General features: G+C 72.3%; 15 protein-coding genes. 6 read left to right on the forward strand and 9 right to left on the reverse strand.

Annotation, left to right across the window (positions count from 1 at the left end; all coding sequences use genetic code 11):
• The first annotated feature begins 37 nt into the window (after positions 1–37).
• Positions 38–1,909 (forward strand): hypothetical protein, encoded by a 1,872-nt coding sequence (locus AEQ27_RS12935; RefSeq protein WP_054147037.1) that lies wholly within the window; start codon positions 38–40, stop codon positions 1,907–1,909.
• Positions 1,906–2,457, forward strand: a complete 552-nt coding sequence (locus AEQ27_RS12940) for a hypothetical protein (RefSeq protein WP_152970363.1) — start codon at positions 1,906–1,908, stop codon at positions 2,455–2,457. The genes AEQ27_RS12935 and AEQ27_RS12940 overlap by 4 nt, the downstream gene beginning before the upstream one ends.
• Positions 2,458–2,560: 103 nt before the next feature.
• On the opposite strand, the gene AEQ27_RS12945 is transcribed toward AEQ27_RS12940, so the two are convergent.
• Complete coding sequence (locus tag AEQ27_RS12945) at positions 2,561–3,505, reverse strand: LCP family protein (RefSeq protein ID WP_082383510.1); 945 nt, start codon at positions 3,503–3,505, stop codon at positions 2,561–2,563.
• Positions 3,506–3,829: 324 nt separating this feature from the next.
• Here AEQ27_RS12945 and AEQ27_RS12955 point away from each other — a divergent pair, with 324 nt between their 5' ends.
• Complete coding sequence (locus tag AEQ27_RS12955) at positions 3,830–5,158, forward strand: GNAT family N-acetyltransferase (protein WP_054147040.1); 1,329 nt, start codon at positions 3,830–3,832, stop codon at positions 5,156–5,158.
• 154 nt (positions 5,159–5,312) lie between these two features.
• Here AEQ27_RS12955 and AEQ27_RS12960 read toward each other — a convergent pair whose 3' ends face one another.
• From AEQ27_RS12960 to AEQ27_RS12980, 5 genes are read right to left on the reverse strand one after another with little or no spacing between them, the layout of a single operon-like run.
• A complete protein-coding gene (locus tag AEQ27_RS12960) occupies positions 5,313–6,494 on the reverse strand; it encodes a glycoside hydrolase family 1 protein (protein ID WP_054147041.1) in 1,182 nt (393 codons plus the stop codon).
• A gap of 35 nt (positions 6,495–6,529) precedes the next feature.
• Positions 6,530–8,278, reverse strand: a complete 1,749-nt coding sequence (locus tag AEQ27_RS12965; protein ID WP_054147042.1) for an ABC transporter ATP-binding protein — start codon at positions 8,276–8,278, stop codon at positions 6,530–6,532.
• Positions 8,275–9,234: an ABC transporter permease gene (locus AEQ27_RS12970; RefSeq protein ID WP_054147043.1), complete on the reverse strand. Its 960-nt coding sequence runs from the start codon at positions 9,232–9,234 to the stop codon at positions 8,275–8,277. The genes AEQ27_RS12965 and AEQ27_RS12970 overlap by 4 nt, the downstream gene beginning before the upstream one ends.
• Entirely contained in the window at positions 9,231–10,211 is a 981-nt protein-coding gene (locus AEQ27_RS12975; RefSeq protein WP_043594062.1) for an ABC transporter permease, read from the reverse strand. Before AEQ27_RS12975 ends, AEQ27_RS12970 begins: the two co-directional genes overlap by 4 nt.
• The gene (locus AEQ27_RS12980) at positions 10,208–11,836 is read right to left on the reverse strand and encodes an ABC transporter substrate-binding protein (RefSeq protein ID WP_235451089.1); all 1,629 of its coding nucleotides are present in this window, start codon (positions 11,834–11,836) and stop codon (positions 10,208–10,210) included. Before AEQ27_RS12980 ends, AEQ27_RS12975 begins: the two co-directional genes overlap by 4 nt.
• A gap of 284 nt (positions 11,837–12,120) precedes the next feature.
• Here AEQ27_RS12980 and AEQ27_RS12985 point away from each other — a divergent pair, with 284 nt between their 5' ends.
• Positions 12,121–13,485: a globin domain-containing protein gene (locus AEQ27_RS12985; RefSeq protein WP_054147045.1), complete on the forward strand. Its 1,365-nt coding sequence runs from the start codon at positions 12,121–12,123 to the stop codon at positions 13,483–13,485.
• A gap of 23 nt (positions 13,486–13,508) precedes the next feature.
• On the opposite strand, the gene AEQ27_RS12990 is transcribed toward AEQ27_RS12985, so the two are convergent.
• Positions 13,509–14,678 (reverse strand): LacI family DNA-binding transcriptional regulator, encoded by a 1,170-nt coding sequence (locus AEQ27_RS12990; RefSeq protein WP_054147046.1) that lies wholly within the window; start codon positions 14,676–14,678, stop codon positions 13,509–13,511.
• A 232-nt stretch (positions 14,679–14,910) separates the two neighbouring features.
• Here AEQ27_RS12990 and acs point away from each other — a divergent pair, with 232 nt between their 5' ends.
• On the forward strand, positions 14,911–16,968 hold the full coding sequence (gene acs / locus AEQ27_RS12995) for an acetate--CoA ligase (RefSeq protein ID WP_054147047.1): 2,058 nt from the start codon (positions 14,911–14,913) through the stop codon (positions 16,966–16,968).
• Positions 16,969–17,063: 95 nt separating this feature from the next.
• Entirely contained in the window at positions 17,064–17,684 is a 621-nt protein-coding gene (locus AEQ27_RS13000) for a nitroreductase family protein (RefSeq protein ID WP_054147048.1), read from the forward strand.
• Between the two features lie 135 nt (positions 17,685–17,819).
• Here the strand turns inward: AEQ27_RS13000 and AEQ27_RS13005 are convergent, their stop codons facing one another.
• Positions 17,820–19,043, reverse strand: a complete 1,224-nt coding sequence (locus AEQ27_RS13005) for a HAMP domain-containing sensor histidine kinase (protein ID WP_082383511.1) — start codon at positions 19,041–19,043, stop codon at positions 17,820–17,822.
• Positions 19,040–19,693 carry a response regulator transcription factor gene (locus tag AEQ27_RS13010; RefSeq protein WP_054147049.1) on the reverse strand — a complete coding sequence of 218 codons (654 nt, stop codon included), beginning with the start codon at positions 19,691–19,693 and terminating at the stop codon, positions 19,040–19,042. Before AEQ27_RS13010 ends, AEQ27_RS13005 begins: the two co-directional genes overlap by 4 nt.
• Between the last annotated feature and the right edge of the window lie 197 nt (positions 19,694–19,890).

Raw genomic sequence — 19,890 nt, forward strand, 5'->3', positions numbered from 1 at the left:
CGATCGGTCTTCCTTTCCGTTCCACCTGAGAGAAGACATGTCGAAGATCACCACCGGACTGGCCTCGGCCAGCCTCGCCGCGCTCGCCCTGGGCGCACTGACCCCGGGGGTCGCCGCCGCGTCCCCCGCCACCGGACCGGCCTCCGGGCCCACCTCGACCGAGGCCGACGGCGGACAGGTGCTGCGCACCTCCGCCCCGTACATCAGCGAGATCGTCGACCGCGACGCGACGCACGTCGCCGTCAACGGCATCGCCCAGGACGCCACGTCGGTGCTCGTCCTGGTGCCCGGCGGCACGGGCGGCGCCGCCCAGGGCGTCCAGGGCCGGTTCAGCGTCCTGATCGAGAAGGGCAACCTCGGCAAGGACGCGACGATCCGGGCCACGGGCCCGGGCGGCCCGTCCGAGTCGGTTCCCTTCGTCGTCGAGCCGAGAGAGGACGACGGGTCGACGGTCGTCCCGGACGCCCCCGACGTCCACGCCGTGTCGCAGTACGACGACGACACGCTCACCATCGAGGGAACCGTCACCTACGACCCCCTCACCTTCGACCGCACCGAGGTGATCGCCTCGGTCGACGGCCGCGAGATCCGCTCGGCCCCCGACGAGAACGGCGGCTTCGCCCTGCCGATCAGCTCGGAGTACAGCGACTCCCTGATCGAGGTCCGGGCCTGGCGCTCGGGGCTCAAGAGCGACCCCACCTACTTCTACGGCACGCCGACGCCCGGCAACTACGCCTACGAGAAGTTCCCGCTCGACATCGCGTCCCCCGCGGCGGGCTCGGTCGTCACCGGCCGCACGGCCACCTTCGCCGGCGCCGGCATCCCCAACTCGACGATCGTCGTGACCCGCGACGGCCAGACGAGCCGCACCTCCTCGACCCTCTGCGAGACCGTCGTCGCCGCCGACGGCGACTGGAGCTGCACGTCGTCCGCCCTGCCCGGCGGCGACCTCTCCGCGACCGTCACCGAGACACCCATGTGGGCCTCGGCGGCACCGCAGGCCGAGACGACCTCGTTCTCGGTCGAGGCCGGCGACGTCCGCCCGCCGTCACTGCCCCTGCTGTCGTCGGTCACCCGCGACGCCGACGGTGACCTCGTCGTCCGGGTCATCTCGAACCGCGCCGGCGAAGCCCGCCTCGAGGCCGGCGAGCACAGCGAGACCACGCGCGGCATCAACGGCCGCTTCTCGTTCGTCGTCGACGGCCCGCTGGCCGGAGAGACCGCCACCGTCACCGGTCTCTTCGGGGACGTCGAGGGCCGGTCGCTCGAGCTGCCGCTGACCGCCGTCGCAGCCCCCGCGCCCTCGCCGCTGGTCGCCCCGATCGTGCACGCCGTCTCCGAAGGACCCGGTGGTCGGTTCTGGGTCGAGGGCACCACGAGCTACTTCGCCACCGAGTCCGACGTGCCGGGCGTGATCGCCAAGGTCGACGGCCAGTACGTCACCGGCGCGGGCGCGCTCTACGACGGTGCTTTCGTGATGACCCTGCCCGCCGAGCCCGCCGGGCGCGCGGCCGGGCTGTTCACCACGCGGGGCGCCAGCCTGTCCGACGCGACACCCCTGACCGTCGCGCCGACCGGGGGCAACACGGCCCCCGAGACGTTCCCGCTCGAGATCCCCGCCCCCGCCGAGGGGGCCGAGGTCCGTCAGGGCAGCGTCACACTCACCGGTGAGGGCATCCCCGGCTCGACGATCGTGGTGGCGGACGACGCAGCCGTACCGGCGAGATCTGCGACGCCGACGTCCGAGCCGACGGCGCCTGGACCTGCACGACCCCCGCCCCCGCCGTCACCGGCGCCCACACCGTCACCGCCACCGAGACGCCCTTCTGGGCTTCGGCCGGCCCCCCCGTGTCGAGCCGGTCCTGCGTCGCCCCCGACGACGGGCCCCCGGCGCCCGTCGCCCCGGTGACGGTCACCAACCCCGCCGACCCGTCCACCGGGTACCGCGCGAACCGCGCCTTCACCTTCGAGGGCACCGGCGAGGCCGGCCACACGATCACCGTCCAGAACAAGTACGGCACCCACCTCGGCGAGAGGCCCGTCGACGACGACCACACCTGGTCGTGGACCCGCAGCACCATGGGCACGTCGATCTGGTACCTGGACTTCATCCAGGACGCCGGCCTGCCGACCCAGACCGTCGCCCAGGTGCACCGTTTCGCCCCGGCGCCCGAGGTCGTCGCCCCGATCACCGTGACGAACCCCACCGACCCCACGCTCGGCTACACGGCGGGTCAGGCCTTCACCTTCGAAGGCACCGGCACGGCCGGCAAGACCGTCACCGTCGAGAACAAGTTCGGCACCCCCCTCGGCGAAGAGATCGTCGGCGAGGACGACACCTGGTCGTGGCACCGCACGACCCTCGGCAGCTCGACCTGGCACCTGTACTTCACCCAGGACAAGGGCACCGACACCGAGACGGTCGCCACCGTGCTCGGCTTCGCACCGCGACGCTGACGCGTGCGGCGGCACCGCCACCGCCGCACGACACGAACGGCCGCTCCCCGACGGGAGCGGCCGTTCCGCGTCACGGGCACCCCCCGGGCCCGCGACCGAGGCGTCAGCCCGTCGGCACCGAGGAGGCGCGGGCCAGGTAGTCGCCGACCGTGTCGTCGCGCAGGGCCTCGCGCAGGGCGTACAGCCGGTCGACGTCGAACGCGACGTAGGACTGCCCGTCCGCCGACGTGCCACCCCCCGAGGTCGCCATCGTGAACGACCGGATGCCCGCCGACGTCAGCCCGCGGGAGCTCCAGGCGATCTCCGCCATGCGGGTCGGGGTCAGTCCGGCGTCCACGGCGACGTGCTCGGCCGTCGCGGCCACGAACGACGAGAGCGCGCCGGGGTCGGTCAGCGTCGAGCGATCGAGCAACCCGTCGGCGAGGCCCCGCACGAAGGCCTGCTGGTTGCGCACCCGCTGGTGGTCGGCCTCGGCGAACGACTTCCGTTCGCGGACGAAGTCGAGGGCCTGCTCACCGTCGAGGTGGTTCGGGCCGGCAGCGATGTCGTGACCGCCCGCACGGAACGCCCGTTCGGACACCACGTCGACGCCACCCAGGGCGTCGGTCATCGCCTCGAAGCCCGCGAAGTCGATCTCGGCGACGTGATCGATGCGGGTCTGCAGCAGTTGTTCGACGGTCTGCACCGTCAGGGGGACGCCGCCCCAGCTGTAGGCCGCGTTGATCTTGGCCTGGCCGTGCCCGGGCACGTCGACCCAGGTGTCCCTCAGGATCGACATGACGTAGACGGCGTCGCGATCGGCCGGCAGGTGGACCAGCATCATCGAGTCGGACCTCCCCGAGGCACCCGCCTCCCTCGTGTCCGAACCGAGCAGCAGGATGTCGAGCGACCCGTCGTCGACCGGCGCCGGGCGACCCGCCTCGGCGGGGAAGGCGGCCCGGATCGTGCTCGCACCGTCGTCCCAGGTGCGGACGAGGTGGCCGAGGTACCCGGCGCCGGCGGCGAGCACGAGCGCCGGCAGCCCGACGAAGACGACCAGGGCCGCCACGCGGGTCAGGCCCGCCGGACGGCGGCGCCCCCGCCGTCGTCGCCGTCTCGGCCGGAGCGCGCCCGATGCCGCGTGCGATCGACCGTCGGGGCCCGACGCGCCGGCGGGGCCGCGAGCCCCCGCCCGCTGAGGGCGTCCCCGTCGGGCCGGTCGGCCTCGGGGATCATCTGATCAAGAAACATCCTCACATGATATTTCACATCTGCCACGACGACAAGGTCGTGCGGCCGTCGGAAGCCGTCCCGCCCGCACCTCGCGGGCACCTCGACCGAGTTCCGCCTGACGGACGACGACAACGTCGGCGGCGGTCCGTAGGCTGGCCCGGTGAGCACCCTCGACGACGACTACGACCTCCGCACCTTCACGGCCGCGCTCGACCCCGAGGGGCTGGCCGCCGAACCGCGGGCCGACGCCGCGACCGCCGCCTGGGTCGCTGCCGAGTCCATGGGCTTCCACGAGGCCGCCGCGGACGACGCCGCCCTCGGCCGGGCCGCACGCCGCCTCACCGCCGACGGCCGACGTCTCACCGGCGTGTACCGCCGCGAGGCGAACCCCGGCTCACTCGACGCCGAGGGACGCCCGGTCGCCACCTTCGCCTCGTTCGACAAGACCCTGCACGTCGGCGGCGGCCGCCTGGTCGAGGCCGACCTCGTCGCCGGCGTGACCGTGCAGCCGACCCACCGGCGCAAGGGCATCCTCCGCCGCATGATCACCGACGACCTCGCCCGTGCCAAGGCCTCCGGCACCCCGGTCGCCGCACTCACCGCGAGCGAGGCGTCGATCTACCGGCGCTTCGGGTTCGGCGTGGGCGTCCGTGAGCGCACGATCGAGGTCGACGTGCGACGTGCGGGCGGCTTGCTCAGCGAGCCCGAGGGCAGCACCGACCTCGTCACCACGGCCTCGCTCGCCGAGGTCGCATCCGACGTGTTCGCACGGTTCCACTTCCGCAGCCCCCGCTCGATCGCCCGTCACGAGGGCGCCTGGCACCACGCCCTGGGCCGCGAGCGCCCCGACGGCACGCCCGACCCCGCCGCCCGGGCCGCCGTGCACCGCGCCGCGACCGGCACCGTCGACGGCTACGTCACGTACCGGGTCGAGTCGGTCGGCGGTGGGCCGGGTGCCACGGGCACGCAGACCCTCGTCGTCGTCGACCTCGTGGCCGCGACCGACGACGCCTACCCCGGCCCCTGGCAGCTGCTGCGCGCCGTCGCCCCGGCCTCGTCGATCCGCTACCCGAACGCCCCTCAGCCCGACCCGCTCTCCCCCGCGCTGGTCGCCGGTCGCGCCGTGCCGATCCGCCACGACGAGGACCACGTGTGGTTCCGCATCCTCGACCCGATCGCCGCGCTGCAAGCCCGACCGTGGGCGGCCGACGGGGTCGTCACGATCGCGATCGGCGACGCACTGGGCCACGCGGCCGGCACGTACCGCGTCACGAGCGAGGCCGGCGAGGCCACGGTCAAGAAGGCCGCCGTGCGCCGCGCCGCCCTCGAGCTCGACGTCGCGACCCTCGGCTCGCTCTGGCTCGGCGGCTTCGACCCGGTCACGCTGGCCGCGGCCGGCCTGGTGCGCGAGCGACGCAAGGGCGCCGTGCAGAAGCTCCGGGCGATGCTGCTGCCCGAGCGACCCCTTCACGGCATCACGTACTTCTAGGCCGGCACCGCACGAGGGCGCAGGGACGCAGGAGGCGCGGGTCGGGTGACCCGCGCCTCCTGCGTCCCCGCGCCCTGCGCCCCTCGGCGGGCTGTCACGACGTGCCGCTCACCTCCGGAGGTGAGCGGCACGTCGTGACATCTCGGCTGCCGCGCTACGCCCGCCGGCGCCCGTTCGCACGGGCGGCGCCGCCGTACCAGCGGGCGCTCGGCTTGGGGGTGCGCTCGAAGGTCTCGCGGTCCCAGCCGATCAGGCCGAAGGTGGGGCGGAACCCGCTGGCCCACTCGTAGTTGTCGAGGGCGCTCCAGTGCTGGTAGCCGAGCACCTCGATGCCCTCGTCGATGGTGTCGTGGACGTGCTCGAGCGCGCCCTGCGTGTAGGCGATGCGTCGGGTGTCGTCGGCGGTGGCGATGCCGTTCTCGGTGACCATGACCGGCACGTGTCCGGACAGCTCCCACGCGCTGCGGATGCCCTCGGCGGCGGCCGGCGGGTAGAACTCCCACCCGGTCAGCGTCGTCTCGAGCCCCTGGGCGACGGGCCGGGGCCCCTCGGGGCCGACGAAGGTCTGCGTGTAGGCCTGCACGCCGACGAAGTCGTCGCCGGCCGCCATCTCGCTGTACCAGTCGTCACGGACGTAGCCGTACTCGCGCGTCTTCTCGGCGGCACCCGGCTCGTCGACGGCCTTGAAGGCCTGGGTGGCGACCGTCCAGCCGGACTGCAGGCCGGACACCTGCGACAAGACCTCGCGACTGCGCTTGTGCGAGGCGAGCAGGGCGTCGGCGACCTCGAGGTCGGGGTTCGGCAGCCCGTAGGCGACGAGGTTCGAGGCGTCCTCTCCCCCGGCGAGCATGGCGGCGATGTTCGGCTCGTTGATCGTGCAGACGTACCGCACCCCCTCGCTGACGACGGGCAGCGCGAGCTCGGTGTAGCGCGCGAACAGGTCGGCGGCGTCGGGCGCGCGCCAGAAGCCGTCGCGCTCGAACCAGCGCGGCACGGTGAAGTGCATCAGCGTGACGATCGGCTCGATGCCGAACTCGTGGCACGTCTCGACCATGCGGCGGTAGTGAGCGACCTGGGCCTTGCTGACCATGCCGCGTTCGGGCTCGATGCGGGCCCACTCGATGCTGAACCGGTAGCTGTTCAGGCCGAGCTCGGCGAGCAGCCGGATGTCGTCGCGGAACCGGTGGTAGCTGTCGGCCGCGTCACCGCTCGGTTCGACGATGGTCGTGCCGGGGGCGTTCTCGTGCACCCACCAGTTGCTGTTGACGTTGTTGCCCTCGATCTGGTGGGCGGCGGTGGCGGCTCCCCACAGGAAGCCGTCGGGGAAGGTCAGCACAGGGTGGTTCCTTTCGGGTGGAGCGAGAGGGGAGGTCAGGAGGCGCGGTGCGAGCGACGCGGGTTCGGCACCGCGTCGAGCAGCCGCACCGTGTACGGGTCGGTCGGCCGCTGCAGCACCTCGGCGGTGTGCCCCCGCTCGACCACGGCTCCCTGGTTGAGCACCATGATGTCGTCGGTGATCAGCCGGGCACTGAGCAGGTCGTGCGTGATGTAGAGCATCGAGACACCCCACTGCTCGCGGAGGTCCTCGAGCAGCGCGAGCACACCGGCGCGCAAGGAGACGTCGAGCATCGAGACGGGCTCGTCGGCGATGATCACCTGCGGGTCGCTCGCGAGCGCCCGGGCGATCACGACGCGCTGCCGCTGGCCACCCGACAGCTGGTGCGGCAGCTTCGCCGCGAACTGCTCGACCGGCGTCAGACCGACCGTCTCGAGCAGCTCGAGCACCCGGCGCCGCGCCTCCTGACCGGTCAGGCCGGTGTAGTTCACGACGGGGCGCGTGAGCGTGTACTCGACCGTGTGCAGCGGGTTGAGCGCGGCGTAGGGGTCCTGGAAGACCATCTGCACGTCGCTGCGGAAGCTGCGCAGGGCGCGGCCGCGCAGGCTCGTGACGTCGGTGTCGCCGAACGTGACGCTGCCGCTCGTCGGCTTCTCGACACCCGTGACGAGCTTGGCGATCGTGCTCTTGCCCGAGCCGCTCTGCCCGACGAGGGCGAGCGACTGACCCGGTTCGAGCGTGAACGACACGTCGCGGACGGCCCGCACGGGGTCGTCCCCCCGACGAGGAGGCGCGTAGGTCTTGGTCACGCCGCTCACGGTGATCGCGTGCTGTGCCGTGCGCTGGCCGCGCGTGGCGACGGTCGGCACCGAGGTCGTGGTGTCGACGCGGCGGTCGCCCCGGGCCCGGCGGACCGAACGGTCCTCGAAGCCGGGCAGCGAGACGACCTCGGCACGCGGGTCGGCGTAGTGCGACAGCAACATGCGCGTGTAGTCGTCCTGCGGGTCGGCGAGCACGTCGGCCGAGCGGCCGTCCTCGACGATGCGGCCCTCGTGCATGACGAGCACGCGCTGCGCCGACTCGAGCACGATGCCGAGGTCGTGGCTGATCAGCACGGCCGTGAAGCCCTCGCTCTGCTGCAGCGAGATGATCGTGTCCATCACGGCGTGCTGCACGAGCACGTCGAGAGCGGTGGTCGGCTCGTCGAAGACCATCAGCTGCGGCTCGAGCGACAGGGCGAGGGCGATCGAGACGCGCTGGCGCATGCCGCCGGACAGCTCGCCGGGGAACCGCGCGAGGACGCCCGGGTCGAGCTCGACCTTGGAGACCAGCTCGGCGGCGCGGGCGTGCCAGCGGTCGCGTGGCACGTGGCCGTGGGCCTTGAACACGTCGACGAAGTGGTTGCGGATCGTGCGCACCGGGTTCAGCGCGTTCATGCCCGACTGCAACACCATCGCGAAGCCGCCCTGACGCTGCTGACGCAGGGCTTCGGTGTCGAGGTCGCGGACGTCGGCACCGTCGAACCAGATGCTGCCGCCGTTGGTGCGCGCCGGCGGCTTCTGCAGCCGGGTCAGCGCGTAGCCGAGCGTCGACTTGCCCGAGCCGGACTCGCCGACCAGGCCGACGAACTCGCCCCGCCTCAGCTGGAACGACACGTGGTCGACGGCCTGAACCGGCTCGGCGCCGGCGCTCTCGTAGACGACGCTGAGGTCGCGGACATCGAGCAACACGTCGTCCGAGGACGAGGAGGCGCGGTCTGCGGTGGGGAGGTCCGTGGCGGTCATGCGCGCGCCTCCTTCTTGGTTCGCTTGGCTCCGCCTTCGCGGAGGCGGGGGTTGCCGACGGCGTCGACGCCGAAGTTGATCAAGGTCAGGCTCATCGCCAGGAGGGCGATGCAGAGGCCGGGCGCGAAGAGCAGTATCCACTGGCCGGTGAGCAGGGCGTTCGAGTTCTGCGCCCAGTAGAGGATCGTGCCCCAGCTGACGATCGACGAGTCGCCGAGCCCCAGGAACTCGAGGCCGGCCTCGGCGAGGATCGCACTGGTCGCGGCGCCGAAGAACGAGCCGGTGATCAGCGAGGTCATGTTGGGCAGGATCTCGCGGAACACGATCCGCGCCGAGCTCTCGCCCGAGAACCGTGCCGCCGTGACGAAGTCGCGTGATCGCAGCGACTGCGTCTGGCTGCGCAGCACGCGCGCTCCCCAGGCCCAGCCGGTGATGACGATCACCGCGAGGATCACGGTGATGCCGCCGTTCTGCAGGTAGGCCGCGATGACGATCATCAGCGGCAGGCCCGGGATCACGAGGAACAGGTTCACGATGAAGCCGACGACGTCGCCGCCGAAGCCCTTCATGTAGCCCCAGCTCAGCCCGATCGCGACGGCGACCAGCGTCGACAGCACGCCGGCGACGACGCCGACGAAGACGCTGATGCGGGCGCCGTGGATCAGCTGGCTCAGCACGTCCTCCCCGGCGGCCGTGGTGCCCATCCAGTGGGCCCAGCTCGCGTCGGCGTTGCGCTCGAAGCCGTTCTCGCTGCCGCCGTAGGGCGCGAGCAGCGGGGCGAAGATCGCGACGAGGACGAAGACGCCGAAGATGACCACGCCGATCTTCGCCTTGGGGTTCGACCAGATGGTCGCGGCCATGCGGCCGATGGTGAGCCAGCGACTGGGCGCCTTCTGCTCGGCGGGGCCGGTGGGAGGCGCGCCCTCGGGCAGGTGGACGGACACGGTGGAGGTCATCGGCGGGTCCTTGGGTCGAGCACGCCGTACAAGATGTCGACGAGGAAGTTGGCGACGAGCACGCTGACCGTGATCATCAGGAAGAGGGCCTGCATCAGCGGGTAGTCCTGGCCGATGACGGCGTTGAACAGCAGGTAGCCGATGCCGGGGTAGCCGAACACCTGCTCGACGAGGATCGAGCCGCCGACCACGCCGCCCAGGGCGAGGCCGAAGCCGGTCAGGTTCGGCAGGATCGCGTTGCGGGCGGCGTAGCGCACGGCGACCGTGCGGCCCTTCAGGCCGTTGGCCTCGGCGAAGGTGACGTAGTCGTCACCCAGCGTCGAGATCATCGCGTTGCGCATGCCGAGGATCCAGCCGCCGAGGCTCGTCAGCAGGATCGTGATGGCCGGGAGCACCGCGTGCTGCAGGGCGTCGCCGACGAAGGCCGGCGTGAACCCGGGCGTGGTCGTCGCGCCATAGGCCCCCGTGGTGGGGAACCAGTGCAGCACGTAGCCCAGGAAGAACAGCAGCAGCAGGGCCGTCCAGAAGTACGGGAACGTGCTCATGAAGCTGCCCGACAGCGTGGGCAACGAGTCGAGCCAGGTGCCGCGCTTCCACGCCGCGGCGACGCCGATCAGGGTGCCGAGCACGAAGGCGATGATCGTGCAGACCCCGACGAGGATCAGGGTGAACGGCAGGGCCTGGCCGACCAGGTGGCCGACCGTCTCGGGGAAGAACGTGTAGCTGGTGCCGAAGTCGAGACGCACCACCTGGCCGAGGTAGCTGACGTACTGCTGCAGCACGTTGCCGTCCGGCACGCCGAGCTGGGCCTCGATGGCGGCACGGGTCGCCGCGCTGACCGGACCGTTCAGCGACAACTTCGCGATCGCGGCGTCGGTCGGGCTGCCGGGCATCAGCCGCGGCAGGATGAAGTTCAGGGTGACCGCGGCCCACAGGGTGAGGACGAACAGGCCGAGTTTCTGGGCTGCGTACTTCACTGGTCGCCCTCTTCCTGGTCGACGCGCGTGAGCTTCGTGAAGATCAGCAGCGGTGCCTGGTCGTAGTTCTGCGGAGCCATGTACGGGTTCTCGGCAGTGGGCCAGCCGGTGAACTTCGAGTCGTTGAACAGACCCCAGAGCCCGCCGTAGTAGAGGCCGATCACGGGCAGCTGGTCGTAGACGACGTTCTGCAGCTGGTAGGCGTACTGCTTCTGCTGCTCGGGGTCGGTCGTGGCCTTCCAGTCGTCGAGCAGCCGGTCGACCGCCGGGTCGCTGAACCGCTCGAAGTTGGCCGCCGTGGTCTCGCCGACGGGGGTCGCGAAGTCGCTGTTGAGCAGGTTGTTGTAGGCCTGGTAGACGTTCCCGTTGCCCATGCCGCCCATCGCCATGTCGAACTCGCCGTTGGCGATGGCCGACTGGTAGCCGGCCGGCTGGGGAGCCTGGATCTGCACGTCGATGCCGATCGCGCCCAACTGGCTCCGCACCTCCTGCACGGCCCGCAGCCAGTCGGTGTAGCCGTTCGCGGTGAGGATCGTGATCTTCAGCTGCTTGCCGTCCGGGCCGACGAGCTCGTCGCCCTGCTGCGTGTAGCCCGACTCGGCGAACGCCGCTAGGGCGCCGTCGACGTCCTGCTCGACGATGCCGGCGTTCGGGATCGACGGGTCGAGGTCGTCCTGCTGGTTGGGCAGGATGAGCCCGGTCTGACCGGCGGGCTCGAGGTAGCCCTCGGTGGCGGACTCGGCGATCGGACCGCGGTCGAGCGCCAGCGCGATGCCGCGCCGCACGTTCACGTCGTCGAACGGCGCCTTGGTGAGGTTCGGCACGAGACCGATCACGCCTCCCGGCGGGAACCAGAACTGGTTGTCGGGGCTGGCGGCGCCCCAGGTGCCCTCGACGTCGCTGATGAACGAGTACGACCAGTCGTAACCGCGCGTGACGGTGTCGAGCTGGTTGTTCGTGGCGGGCAGGATCAAGTGGCCGATCTCGATCCTGTCGGCCTGCCAGTAGGTCTCGTTCTTGTCCATCGAGTACTGCTGCGGCGAGTAGTTGCCGAGCGTGAACGGGCCGGTGCCGACCGGGTCGGGGTTGCGGAAGGTCGTGGGGTCGTCGACGTCCTTCCACAGGTGCTCGGGCACGATCGTCGTCTGGCCGATGATCTCCATCGCGGGGACGTCGTCGGTCTGCAGGTGGAAGACCACGTGGTCGCCCTGCTGCTCGATCGTGTCGATGTGCTGCCAGGCGCCCTTGAGGTCGAGCGTGGGGTTCGCCTTGATCAGGTCGAACGTGTAGACGACGTCGGCCGGGGTCATGGGCGTGCCGTCGGACCACTCGACGCCGTCGCGGATCGTCATGTCGATCGTGCGCGCGTCGGGCAGGACGGTCTCGCTCGCGAGCCACGGCGTGATCTCGCCGTCGAGCGGGTTGATCTCGAGCAGGGGCTCGTAGATCCAGGTCGAGGCGGTGCGCTTGTTCGTGAGGAACGGGTTGAAGTTCCGCTCGAACTGCGGGTTGCCCTTGTCGGCGTTGATCAGCATCGTGTCGGCCCCGATGCTGGGGTCGGGCTGGCTGCGGATCTGGATGCTGCAGCCGGTGGCCACGAGCACGGCGGCCGTGGCCGCTGCCAAGGCCGCGAGCGTGCGGAAGCGTCGGCGCGGGTGTCGCCGAGGGGGTGTCGCGTGCGTCATCGCCACGTTCTCTCATTCGTCGTCGAGGTGAGCTGCGCCCACTGTAAGCGCATACATCGCGTGGACGCAAGCGATGGAGGTCGGCGAGACGTCACGAGAGCCTGGGGACGAGGAGGCGCGAGGTCGTTCGACGCCGAGCCAACCGTCAGGGGACGCCCGGGCCCGCACGCCAGAATCGGCGTCGGGTGCCGGTCGCGGCGCCCCGGCCGACCGGAGGGACCCGCATGGCCAGCACGACGCAGCTGCGAGCACTCCGCGCCTCGCTGCCCGTCGTCGCCGAGCGGGCGTACGACATCGCCGACGACTTCTACCGCCGCCTGTTCACCACGCGACCCGACCTGCTGCGCGACCAGTTCAACCGGGGCGACCTCGCGCAGGGGCGGCAGCAGCGCGAGCTCGCCCGCACGATCGTCGCGCTCGCGCAGGCCGTCCTCGACGCGGCCCCGGGGTCGACGCGAGGCGAAGGGGCCGACCGGCACCGTGCCTCCTCGGGGGGCCGAGCGTCGGGCGGGGACGCCGCCCGCCAGGCCGGGGCGCCGACCCTCGCGCCGGCGACACCCGGCGAGATCGTCTCGCGGCTCGCCCAGCGGCACGCCGCGCTCGGCGTCACCCGCGACGAGTACGACCTGTTCGAGCGGCACCTCGGCGAGGCGTTCACCGTCGCCCTCGGCCCGGACGCCACGGCCGAGGTCGCCGACGCCTGGGCGGCCGTCTACCGTCAGGCCCGCGACGAGATGGTGACGACGGTCGAAGCGATCTACCGGCAGGCCGACCTCGAGCCGGGTGAGGAGTGGCGTGAGGCCCTCGTCACCGAACACCGCGTCGAGGCCGAGGACGTGGTCGCGCTCACCCTGGTCTCGGCCGACAGCGAGGCCCTGCCCCGGTACCGCGCCGGCCAGTTCGCGTCGGTGCAGGTGCGGCTGGCCGACGGGGCCCGGCAGATCCGGCAGTACAGCCTGCGCGGCGGTCACGACGAGCAGTGGCGCATCAGCGCGCGCCTGCTGGTCGGCGAACCGCCCGCGCCCGACGGCGAGGTGTCGACGCACCTGATGGGCGAGCTGCGGGTCGGCGACGTGGTGAGCGTCTCTCCGCCGATCGGGTCGCTGACCATCGACGACCTCGACGACGCCCCGCTCTTGTTCGTCTCGGCGGGCATCGGCTGCACGCCCGTGCTCGGCATGCTCGACCACCTGGCCCGCACCGAGCCCGACCGCGTCGTGACGGCGCTGCACTTCGAACGCACGCCCGAGCGGCACGCGCACCGCGTCGAGCTCGAGGGACTGGTCGCGTCGATGCCGAACGCGACGCTGCGGGTCAGCTACACGCAGGGGGCGCTGTCGGCGCTCAGCGCGCTGGCCGAGGCGTCGATCGACGGGCCAGGTGTCTACCTCGACCCGATCGACCTGGCCCGGGTCGACCTGACCGCGTCGCACCGGGTGTTCCTGTGCGGACCGGTGCCCTTCATGGCCATCGCCCGGGCGGCCCTGATCGGCCACGGGGTCGACGCCGAACGCGTGCACTACTTCGTCTTCGGGCCGGACGACGGGAGCGTCACCGGCGCCGACACCGGGCAGGGCGGGCTCGGGTAGGGCCGGCTCGGACGGGGCGGCGCTCAGAGCGCGGGGCAGCTCTCGCGCAGCAGCACCTCGACCGGCAGGGTGACCCGCTGCGGAGGCGCCCCCGGGTCGGTGAGGCGCTGCACGACGGTCCGGACGGCGATGCGGCCGAGCTCGCCCATCGGCTGGCGCACGGTGGTGAGCCGGGGCCGGGAGAACCGGCCGGCGTCGATGCCGTCGAAACCCGTCACGAGCACGCGACCGGGCACGTCGACGCCCTGCTCACCGAACACGTCGAGGACGCCGAGCGCCGACTGGTCGTTCGCGCAGAGGACGGCCCGGGGCAGGTCGCCGGCCTCGAGCAGGGCCGCGGCGGCGCGACGACCGCCGGCGCGGGAGAACTCGCCCGGCTCGACCCGGACCGTGACGCACGCCCCGGCGGCGCGGTGCGCCTCGACGGCCCGGTCGAAACCGGCGTGACGGTCGAGTTCGTCGGGCGAGTCGGACGGTCCGGCGACGTAGGCGACGTCGTGCACCCCCCACGATCTCAGCACGAAGTCGGTCAGGGCGTGCATGCCGGCGACGTTGTCGACGCCGACGTGGTCGAGGTCGTCACCCGGTCTCGAGTCGGCGAGCACGACGACGGGGATGCGTCGCGAGACGTGCGCGAGCAGGTCGCCCGGCACCGTCTGGGCCAGCACCGCGAGCCCGTCGACCCGGCCCGCGATGTCGTTGACCATCACCTCGCGGCTCGACCCCCGCCCGGCCGCGACCATGAGGGCGAAGCCCCGTCGCCAGGCCTCGACCTCGGCGCCGCGCAGCACCTCGTCGAAGTAGAGGTTCGCCGGGTTGGACCCGTGATCGGGCGCAGGAGGCGCGGTGAGGGTCGGCACACCGCGGCCCGGGTCGACGACGGCCGACGCCTGCACCCGCTCGCGGTCGTCGATCAGCGGGATGCGGGACGCGTCCGACACCCGGGCCCAGTCGGGCTCGGGACCGTCGATGCCGTCGTGGCCCGGCAGGAAGAGACCGAGCACACCCGTGCGTCGCCCGGCGAGGCCGCGGGCCGCGCCGCTCGGCACGTAACCGAGGGCACGCACCGACTCGAGCACCCGGCTGCGGGTCTCGGGGCGCACGTCGTCGGGACGGCGCAGCACCCTCGACACCGTCGCGATCGACACGTCGGCGTGGGCGGCCACGTCGTACACGGTCGGGGCCTTGGTCACGAGTGGTCCTCCAGGCGGGCGGCGGCGGGTCGCGGACCATCCTAGGTCGGCCGGTGCCCGGCGCCGGGCGTCCAACCTGCCGTTCGCCCCGGCGTGGTGGGCACCGGGCGTCATCATCGTCGTCCTGCCTCGGCCGCCGCACGCCTCGTCCCCACCCTCCCGATCGCTCGCGCGTTACGCAGCGTTGCCCCGAGGCAGCCGTCGCCGCCGCGCCGCCCGTAGCGTGGGACGCATGGCCACCAGCGACACCATCTCGAACCTGCTCGACGAGCGACGGACCTTCGCCGCGCCTCCTGCGCTCGTCGAGGGGGCCAACGTCACGTCCGCCGAACACGCGCGGGCGGCCGCCGACCCCGTCGCGTTCTGGGCCGAGGCGTCGCAACGGCTCGACTGGCACACGCCGTGGACGGTCGCCCACACCTGGAGACCCGTCACCGAGGGGCCGGGGGGCGAGCTCACGGTGCCCGAGGCGACCTGGTTCGCCGACGGCACGCTCAACGTCGCCGTCAACTGCGTCGACCGGCACGTCGACGCCGGCCTCGGCGACAAGGTCGCCCTGCACGTCGAGGGCGAACCGGGCGACCGCCGCGACATCACGTACGCGCAGCTGCAGCGCGAGGTCGTCAAGGCGGCGAACGGCCTCCGGTCGCTCGGTGTGGGGAAGGGAGACCGGGTGGTCGTCTACCTGCCGGTGATCGCCGAGACGATCGTGGTGACGCTCGCCATCGCGCGACTCGGGGCGATCCACTCGCTCGTCTTCGGCGGGTTCTCGGGTGAGGCACTCAAGTTCCGGGTCGAAGACACCCGCGCCAAGCTGCTCGTGACGACCGACGGGCAGTTCCGACGCGGAGGCGCGGTGCCGGTCAAGGCGAACGCCGACCACGCGGTCAGCGGCGAGAACGAGATCGAGCACGTGCTCGTCGTGCGGCGCACCGGCGAGCAGACGCCCGACGTGCCGTGGACGGACGGCCGCGACCTGTGGTGGCACGACGTCGTCGACCCGCAGCCCGACACCGACGAGCCCGAGTACTTCGGCGCCGAGACGCCGCTGTTCATCATGTACACGAGCGGCACCACCGGGAAGCCCAAGGGGCTCGTGCACACGAGCGGTGGCTACCTGACGCAGGCGAACTGGACGCACTGGGCCGTCTTCGACGCGAAGCCCGACGACGTGCACTGGTGCACCGCCGACCTGGCCTGGGTCACGGCGCACACCTACGAGATCTACGGCCCGCTCTCGAACGGGCTGACCCAGGTGATCTACGAGGGCACCCCCGACACCCCCCACCCGGCCCGGCACCTCGAGATCATCGAGCGGTACGGCGTCACGACGTACTACACGGCCCCGACGCTGGTGCGCACGCTCTCGTCCTGGTTCCCCGACGGGCTGCCCGACACCTACGACCTCTCGTCGCTGCGCCTGCTCGGCACGGTCGGCGAGGCGATCAACCCCGAGGCCTGGGTCTGGTTCCACGAACAGTTCGGCCGGGGCGAGTGCCCGATCGTCGACACCTGGTGGCAGTCCGAGACCGGGGCGGCCGTCATGGCCCCGCCGCCCGGGGCCGGCACCCCCAAGCCGGGCTCGGCGCTGCGGGCCCTGCCCGGGCTTTCGACCGCCGTGGTCGACGACTCTGGCGCGCGCGTCCCGAACGGCAGCGGCGGCTACCTCGTCGTGCAGCAGACCGGGCCCGCGCTCGCCCGCACGGTCTGGGGCGACCCCGAGCGGTACCGCGACAGCTACTGGGCGACCTACTGGCGGCAGGGCTGGTTCTTCTCCGGCGACGGCGCGAAGTACGACGCCGACGGCGACATCTGGGTGCTCGGCCGGGTCGACGACGTGATCAACGTGTCGGGTCACCGCCTGTCGACCATCGAGATCGAGTCGTCGCTCGTGTCGCACGCGGCGGTCGCCGAGGCGGCCGTCGTCGGTGTGACCGACGAGCGCACCGGCCAGGCGATCGCCGCGTTCGTCGTGCCGTCGACGCGACCGGCAGGAGGCGCGGTGCGAGACGCCGGAGACGCCGCGGAGCCGTCGGTGTGGGCTCCGCTCGCGGGGTCGCTGTCACCCGTGCTGCGCGCCCACGTGGCCGACCAGATCGGCCCGATCGCCAAGCCGGCGACCGTGTTCGTCGTGCCCGACCTACCCAAGACCCGCTCGGGCAAGATCATGCGACGGCTGCTCGCCGACATCGTCGACGGGCGGCCCCTGGGCGCCACGACGAGCCTGCAGGACGAGACGGTGCCCGGCCGGGTGGCGGCGATCGTCGCCGAGGCGACCCGCGCCTCCTGAGGTCGGGAATCACTCGCGCACACCGAGGGTTACCGTGGTCGTGGCTCGATGACGCGCCTCGCTCCCCCAGCCCGTTCCCAGAAGAAAGCGTCGTCATGTCGATCTCCGAGACCACCGCGGCACCGTCCACCGCCGCCCCCTCCACCCTCCGCACCGCCGAGACGAGCGTGCCGCTCGTGCCCCTGCTCGACGAGCGCTGGAGCCCCCGCTCGTTCGACCCGACCGCCGAGATCTCGGACCGTCAGCTCGACGCCCTGCTCGAGGCCGCCCGCTGGGCCCCGTCGGCCGCGAACACGCAGCCCCGCCGCTTCGTCGTCGGTCGCCGCGGGACCGCCACCTTCGACACCATCGTCAAGGCGCTCATGGGCTTCAACGCCGCCTGGGCCGGCAACGCGTCGGCACTCGTCGTCGCGATCGCCGAGACCTCCACCGTCGAGGGCGAGGTGCGCCAGTGGGCCGAGTACGACCTCGGACAGGCCGTCGCCCACCTCACGGTGCAGGCACACGCCGAGGGCTTCCACACGCACCAGATGGCCGGCGTCGAGTGGGACGAGATCGTCGCCGCGTTCGGCCTGACCGACAACCTGAAGCCCGTCACCGTCACGGCCGTCGGCGTCGTCGACGAGGCCGACAAGCTGATCGAGGCCCTCGCCGAGCGCGAGACCGCCCCCCGCGAGCGCCTCCCCCTGACCGAGCTCGTCCTCCGCCGCGACTAGGCGCCCCGGGTCCGTCCGCGCCCGGGCCGGGCCCCGACCCGGGCCGGCCCCACCCCCGGGCGCCGAGATGTCACGACGTGCCGCTCACGTCCGGATGTGAGCGGCACGTCGTGTCGTCTCGGGGCGGGGCCGGGCTCATCCGACCCTGACCCGGAGCCCGCCCTCGTCGCGTGGGTCGACCTGCAGAGACCACCCGTGCGCGCGGGCGATCGAGGCGACGATGGCCAGACCGAGGCCGCTGTGACGGACCGGCGACGCGCCTCCTGCGTCCCCGTCGGCCGAACCGGGCGGGGCGGCCGCATCCGCCGGACGCCCGCCGCCCCGGACGAACGCCTGCGTCAGCGTCGCCGCCACCTCGGTCGGCACGACCGGCCCCGAGTTCTCGACCACGAGCACCGCCTCGTCACCCCCGTGCACGCGCACCCACCCGTCGGGCTCGTTGTACTCCACGGCGTTCGCCACGAGGTTGCGGACCAGCTGCCCCACCAGCACGGCGTCGCCGGTCACCGGTCGGAACGTGCCGTGTTCGACGACCACGTGCACCGAGGAGGCGCGCGCCGCGTCGGCCACGCTCGTCACCACCTCGTCGACCACGGCACCGAGGTCGACCGGGCCCGTCACGTCGGCTGCGACGCCGCGGTCGGCCGTCGCGAGCGCGAGCAGGCTCTCGACCAGGTGCTCGCTGCGTCGGTTGACCTCGAGCAGCTGCTCGCGCGTGGCGACGAGTTGCTCGGGGGGGGGGTCGGGGGGGCCGATCTGCAGGGCGGCGCGCGGCACCGCCGGGGGGGTGCGGAGTTCGTGCGAGGCGAAGGCCACGAACCTCCGCTGGGCCTCGAACGACGACTCGAGCCGGTCGAGGAGGTCGTCGATCGTCGCCGCCACCCGGGTGAGCTCGTCGCTGGGCCCCGTGGCGCCGATGCGTTCGTGCAGGGTGCTGGCCGTGATGCGTCGGGTCGCGGCGACGATGTCGTCGATCGGCCGCAGCAGGCGCCGGCTGACGAACCAGCCGACACCGGCCGCCACGACACCCGCCACCCCGATGCCCACCCCCGACCAAAGCAGTTGCTGCTGCCGGAACACCCCGGCGACGACCAGCCCCGGGGACGCGACGGACACACCGTCCGACGGGACCGCCGGACGGTCGCCACCGCGATCCGCTTCGCCCGGACCGCCCGGCACGGGCGAGCCGAGTTCGTCGGACACCGTCGCCGGGGGCGCGGAACCGTCGACCTGCTGCAGGGAGAGCGACACACCCCGCGAGGTCGCGACCGACACCCCCCAGAGCACCAGGCCAGCCAGCACGACGAAGACCGTCCCGAAGGTCAGCGCCGTACGCAGACCGATGCTGAGGCGTCTCACAGCTGGTACCCGCGCCCCGGCACCGTGCGGATCGGGTCGGGCTCGCCCAGCTTGCGTCGCAGCTTGCTGACGGTGACCCGGACCGCGTTGGTGAACGGGTCGATGTTGACGTCCCAGACCTTCTCGAGCAGCTCTTCGGCGCTGACGACGCGCCCGTCGGCCTGCAGCAGCACCTCGAGCACCATGAGTTCTTTGGTGGACAGGCCGAGGTCGAGCCCGCCCCGGGTGGCGAGGTGCCGATTCGTGTCGAGCACGAGGTCGCCCGACCGCAGCACGGGTGGCGTCGCCGCACCGCTCCGGCGACCCAGTGCGCGGACCCGGGCGACGAGCTCGGGGTACTCGAACGGTTTCGCGAGGTAGTCGTCGGCCCCGAGTTCGAGGCCGCCGACACGGTCGTGCAGACCGCCGGCCGCCGTGAGCATCAGGATGCGGGTGCTCGACCCCCGCTCGGCGATGCCCCGGGCGACCGCGTCGCCGTGCAGGCCGGGCAGGTCGCGGTCGAGGACGACCACGTCGTAGTCGTTCACGGCGAGCAGCTCGTCGGCGTCGTCGCCGCGGTACGCCACGTCGACCGCCATCGCCTGCCGGGTCAACCCCGCGGCCACGAGGTCGGCCAGGGCCACCTCGTCGTCGACCACCAAGATGCGCATCGTGCCTCCCTGCCTCCGAACAATACGACTCCTCATCTTACATGTCGCATGTTTCGCCGAGATAAGCGTCGCAGTGCCGGTGGCGAAACGCCCCACCCGGTGAAGTGGTCGACCGGGACGCATCCGATCCCCCGGACGCCCCTGATCCCCGGACGCACCGTCCCCCGAGAGAAAGACGAGACACCATGCCCTCCGCC

It is taken from the genome of Frigoribacterium sp. RIT-PI-h (assembly GCF_001297205.1).
Taxonomy (GTDB): Bacteria; Actinomycetota; Actinomycetes; order Actinomycetales; family Microbacteriaceae; genus Frigoribacterium.

Bases quoted from the DNA above. Each gene is read 5' to 3' on its own strand.
- AEQ27_RS12965 (WP_054147042.1), bottom strand. From the start codon at position 8,278: ATGACCGCCACGGACCTCCCCACCGCAGACCGCGCCTCCTCGTCCTCG.
- AEQ27_RS12985 (WP_054147045.1), top strand. From the start codon at position 12,121: ATGGCCAGCACGACGCAGCTGCGAGCACTCCGCGCCTCGCTGCCCGTC.
- AEQ27_RS13010 (WP_054147049.1), bottom strand. From the start codon at position 19,693: ATGCGCATCTTGGTGGTCGACGACGAGGTGGCCCTGGCCGACCTCGTG.
- AEQ27_RS12970 (WP_054147043.1), bottom strand. From the start codon at position 9,234: ATGACCTCCACCGTGTCCGTCCACCTGCCCGAGGGCGCGCCTCCCACC.
- AEQ27_RS13000 (WP_054147048.1), top strand. From the start codon at position 17,064: ATGTCGATCTCCGAGACCACCGCGGCACCGTCCACCGCCGCCCCCTCC.
- AEQ27_RS12935 (WP_054147037.1), top strand. From the start codon at position 38: ATGTCGAAGATCACCACCGGACTGGCCTCGGCCAGCCTCGCCGCGCTC.
- acs (WP_054147047.1), top strand. From the start codon at position 14,911: ATGGCCACCAGCGACACCATCTCGAACCTGCTCGACGAGCGACGGACC.